At 38.7% G+C, this 4,631-nt stretch carries 6 protein-coding genes; 2 read left to right on the top strand and 4 right to left on the bottom strand.

Annotated elements, in window-relative coordinates; translation table 11 throughout:
* Window positions 1-1,063, bottom strand: a 1,063-nt coding sequence (locus ABGX27_09150; GenBank protein ID MEO2069655.1) for a flagellar biosynthesis protein FlhA, incomplete at its 3' end; no start/stop codon positions are given.
* Between ABGX27_09150 and ABGX27_09145 the strand changes: the two genes are divergently transcribed.
* Together ABGX27_09145 and ABGX27_09140 are read left to right on the top strand one after the other, a co-directional pair.
* Entirely contained in the window at window positions 957-1,403 is a 447-nt protein-coding gene (locus ABGX27_09145) for a flagellar biosynthetic protein FliQ (GenBank protein ID MEO2069654.1), read from the top strand. The two genes, ABGX27_09150 and ABGX27_09145, sit on opposite strands and share 107 nt — an antisense overlap.
* Window positions 1,400-1,639: a hypothetical protein gene (locus tag ABGX27_09140; protein ID MEO2069653.1), complete on the top strand. Its 240-nt coding sequence runs from the start codon at window positions 1,400-1,402 to the stop codon at window positions 1,637-1,639. Before ABGX27_09145 ends, ABGX27_09140 begins: the two co-directional genes overlap by 4 nt.
* Here ABGX27_09140 and ABGX27_09135 read toward each other — a convergent pair.
* The 3 genes from ABGX27_09135 to ABGX27_09125 all read right to left on the bottom strand — a co-directional run.
* Window positions 1,636-2,043 carry a flagellar protein FliS gene (locus ABGX27_09135; protein ID MEO2069652.1) on the bottom strand — a complete coding sequence of 136 codons (408 nt, stop codon included), beginning with the start codon at window positions 2,041-2,043 and terminating at the stop codon, window positions 1,636-1,638. The genes ABGX27_09140 and ABGX27_09135 overlap by 4 nt on opposite strands.
* Window positions 2,036-3,868 carry a flagellar filament capping protein FliD gene (gene fliD / locus ABGX27_09130; protein MEO2069651.1) on the bottom strand — a complete coding sequence of 611 codons (1,833 nt, stop codon included), beginning with the start codon at window positions 3,866-3,868 and terminating at the stop codon, window positions 2,036-2,038. The genes ABGX27_09135 and fliD overlap by 8 nt, the downstream gene beginning before the upstream one ends.
* Before the next feature lie 111 nt (window positions 3,869-3,979).
* On the bottom strand, window positions 3,980-4,631 hold a 652-nt coding region (locus tag ABGX27_09125; protein MEO2069650.1), incomplete at its 5' end, for a flagellin.

The raw sequence follows: 4,631 nt of genomic DNA, 5'->3' as shown, positions 1-4,631 counted from the left end.
CTTCACTCTCTTCCTTCTTCTCGGCTTCTTCCTTCTTCTTGAGCTCCTCAAGCATTAAAGTTCTTCTGTATTCTTCCTCTGCCTTTTTTGAAAGACGGTATCCCGTTAATATTAGTGACGCCCCTAGAGGAACAAAAACAAAGGCTGGAAATCCGGGAACGACTCCTAAGAGAGCCAAGAACATTCCCGTCAAGATTAAAGTCTTGGGGTATCTTGAGAATTGAGTTAGAAAGTCCCTTCCGAAGTTTGTTTCGGATGCGGCCCTTGTAACTATAACTCCGGTTGCTGTCGCAGTTAAAAGGGAAGGTATTTGGCTTGAAAGACCATCACCAACAGTAAGAATCGTATAGGTGGAAAGTGCTTCAGATATTGGAAGATGCTTTTGAAGAACCCCGATAGCGATACCGCCTATGATGTTTATCGCAGTTATAATAAGACCAGCTATGGCGTCTCCTTTAACAAATTTACTTGCACCGTCCATAGCCCCGTAAAAGTCAGCTTCCTTGATTATTTCCTGTCTCCTCTTTTTGGCCTCCTCTTCTGTTATAAGACCGGCACTGAGGTCTGCGTCTATGCTCATCTGCTTTCCCGGCATGGCATCAAGAGTGAACCTTGCTGCTACTTCAGCAACCCTTTCAGAACCTTTTACAATAACCACGAAGTTAATTATTACCAAGATAAGAAAGATGATAATTCCTACTACAAAGTTTCCTCCAACAACAAATTGTCCGAAAGTTTTTATTATTTTCCCCGCCGCCTCTGGACCTTGGTCTCCGTAAAGGAGTATTCTCTTTGTCGTTGTAACGTTCAAAGAAAGTCTAAACAACGTAGCCACCAACAAAAGAGTGGGGAATATAGAGAACTCAAGGGGATTCTTAATGTACATGCTGGTAATGAGCAACATAAGAGAAAAAGAAACACTCAGGGCTATCAAGAAATCAACCAAGAAGGCGGGAATGGGAATGACCATTAAAATGACGATAGAAACAACACCGCCTATGATGAGAAATTCGGGGGCTAATGTTTTCCAGTTAAGACTATACTTTTCTGCCTGTGTGTTCACGACGTCCCTTGCAAGTGTTAAAAGTGTTAAAATTAAAAATAGTAAAATAAATTATAGCAGGGCAAGAACGGTGGATATTGATATTGCCGCAGACCTAATAAAGAGAACCTTAGAGCTGGCCTTTCTTCTAACTTCTCCGGTGCTTGCAGCTATATTTGTAATAGGTATAGTCATAAGCATTTTTCAAGCGGCAACCCAAATAAACGAGATGACCTTAACCTTTGTTCCCAAACTGCTTTTAGCCCTTCTAATAATGTACTTTCTTTCAAACTGGTTTTTAATCTCCGTCTCAGACTTTACAAAAGAAATTTGGACACAGATACCGGAATTTGTAAGATGAATCCTTATGAGCAACTTTTAGAAGAAGTAAGAAAGAACAAAATGGATTATCAAAAACTTAAAACACTTTTGGAAGAAATAAAATCCGAAATTAAACAAGGAAAGCTTCCAACCTTTGAAGGGTTTATGGCATTTACTAAAGCTTTAGAAATTATTGAAGCTAGAAGCTTCATCCTAAAAGATAGGTTAGATAAAATAAAGTTAAAAAGCAAAGTTAACAAAACCTACAAACCTTAGCTTTTTTCAACGTATTCCTTCCAACCTTCGTACAAAGGAAGCAAAATTTTCCTCGCTTCGTTAAGTTTTTTGGTATCTTCGTGGTAACAGGCGACGATTACAGTAACTTTAAAAATGTTGTAAACCGATTCTAACTTTTTCTTCAGCTCTTCCGGAGTTTCCTCGCTGAGCATACCCTTTATTGCATCTACACTTTCAAGTATCAGTTCTAGTTCTTTAGAAATCAACTCTAAATTTTCTTTTTTCTTTTCAAAGTCTTTGGGCTCAAGAGATTGTATAGTTTTGATAGCTTTCTCTATAGTTTCCATCCTTTCAAGGAGCTTCTCATGAAGTCTGAGAACTGCTTCTTCGGGAGTTAAAGTAGCAGTTTGATATTTACCGTACACGTTGTTAGGGTTAATCATTTTTCTCTCCTACTTTAAAGTAGCTCTTGAGGGTATTCTGAATGGAGAGCATTTCTGCTTTTATCTTTTCTAACCTTAGGAATTCTTCTTTCATCCTTTCAATTTCCCTGTCTATCTCCTTTTGAGCACGTTCATATTGGGTTTTCAAAATATCAAGCTGAGCTTGGTATCTATCTTGAATAAGGTTAATTATGCCGTTACGGCCATTTAAAAGGGAGTCTATCCTCTTTACCATAACCTCTACTGCGGAATCCAAATCTTTGTAACCGGGAACCATCTTAAGGCTTCCGTCGTCTTCGTCGTAACTACCTGTAGCATCGCCATCAAGAATATCGTAGAGAACGGCCGAATCACTCTCTACCCATTTTATCCTGTAATCTTCTCCACTTTTCGTGCCCTCCAAAAGGAGTTTATACACATAATCTCCTCCCTCTTCCACTCTTACTACAGAGGCTTTTATAGGAATAGCCTTTTTCTCGGCCTCTTCATTTATTGCTCTGACAAGTTCTGGAAGAGTATAATCTTTTGAAGCCACTATAGTAAGCTTAAGTGCACCTATCATAACCGAAAACTTACCGCCGGCATCAAGAACAGATTCCGTTCCTAAGTCGGACTCGTCAACTCCTTTTGCAGAAATCCACCTATCGTTGGTCCTAAACAATGTTTTTACTTTGTCAAATTCCGTCGAAAGAATATAGTCAAGTTCGTAATCTCTGATGTGTAGTTTCCCGTCAGTACCGAGATATACTCCTACCTGAAAAATATTTCTGAATCCTTCTAAATCGGAATTTTCTTCAACTACGGCATTACTTCCAATTATGTCAAGGAGGTTAGCCCTTATCATGGAAATGACTGATTCCCCGAACAAAGGGCCGGTATTTCCTGTGACCTCGTCGTAGTAATCGTATTTGTTCAAAGAGTCTATAACTTTATTGTAAGTTTCAACCAGTTTTTTAATTTTTTCTCTTACTCCTTCCTTATTGTCGTCTATCGTAATCTTGACGGAAGAGGTTGTTTTTTCCTTTACAGTTATATCAACTCCGGGAAAAATTTCCTTGAATTCATTGGAAGAGTTTTTAATTTCCACACTTCCCAGTTTTATAACTGCATCTGTAGAGTTCTGAACGGTTGTATACTTACTATTATTATCCACACCATCAACATTACTATCTTCAAAACCGCCAAAATGTCCTGCAGAATCGGTATTTTCAATCTTCACAAACTTGTACTTAGCTCCGGTTTTTGTGGTGGCCAACATAAGGCTGTACTTATCTTCCTCTACTTTAACTTTAGATGCAATTACAGGAATTCCTTCATCTAAAGCTTTCTGGTTTATAGCTTCTATTAGTTCATCAAGCGTCATGTCATTTGAGGCTGTAATTGATATAGTTTTGGTATTTGAGTAGCTTCCTTCCTTAGCATCCAAAGCTAACGTTACTTTAAATGTTTTTCCGGCCGAAACCACAACATCTGTAAGTTTTACTTTATCATTTGATAAGATTTGCTGAGTATGAGCTGTTTCTTTCACTTCTAAGTAATAAGTTCCTTTTTGAGCATTGTTCCTGACTCTTACGTTTAAGGCTTCTTCGTTAGAAACTTCGGCCTTGTAAAAGTCTACCTCTTCAAAGAAGGACCTAATACTTGTTTGGAAGTCTAAAAGAACCTGTTGTATTTCAAGAATAGCCTTATTTTTCTTTTGAATCTCATTAGCTTTATCTTCTATGGACTTTAGCTTAACCTTAGAGAGAACCTCTTTTTGCTTGTCCAAAATTTTTTGAAAATCTATATTGGAGAAGAAAGTCAACCCTTCCGGAGGAGTAATCACTGAGCCCTCCTTTATTTAATCAAGTTTTTCGTGTAGCTTAAAAATCGTTATTCACAGAAAAAAATTAAGGGGGCAAAAGCCCCCCTCTGATTGACAAAGAACATAGCAGAATTACCTGAGAAGCTGGGTGATGAGCTGTGCCATCTGACGCTTCTGTGCCAGCATGTTGACGCCTGCCTGCTGGGCAATCTGCTGCTTTGTGAATTGTGCAAGTTCCTTAGCGTAATCTGTGTCAACGATATGAGAAACTTGGGCTTCAGCAGCTACAGATTCTTCCATTCTTTGATTGATGAGAGATTCAGCTTGGTGTTGCATTGCAGCAAGAACGCTTCTTAGTTCGTTAACCTGAACAATAGCAGCTTCAATTTGGACTCTTGCTAGAGCTGCAGCTTCATTAGACATTACATTAACATCAAATAGGCCGTTTTTAGCCACAAATTTTCCACCTTTTCCATCTTCACCAGAGCTTGCATTAACGTAGTAAACAGCATTCCTACGATTGCCCATCACACCTGTGGCATAATTACTATTTCCGACTAAATTGATAGAGTCTCCTTCTGTTTTAGTATCTACTGCATTATCATCAGTAGTTGTAGTTGCACCTTCAGCACTAAATTCCATTTCATAAGTGTCAAACACTACGCTTCTCACTGTATGAGCCGCTCCACTTCCTCCTGTTGTGTACACAAAATCACCAGGAGTTTGGATAAGTACATTACCATCTGTTAATACATCTACTTTAACGTTTTCACCCAGAGCTTCT

The organism is Desulfurobacteriaceae bacterium (assembly GCA_039832905.1).
In the GTDB taxonomy this organism is placed as follows: Bacteria; Aquificota; Aquificia; order Desulfurobacteriales; family Desulfurobacteriaceae; genus Desulfurobacterium.
This window is presented reverse-complemented; position numbering and strand designations above follow the sequence as displayed.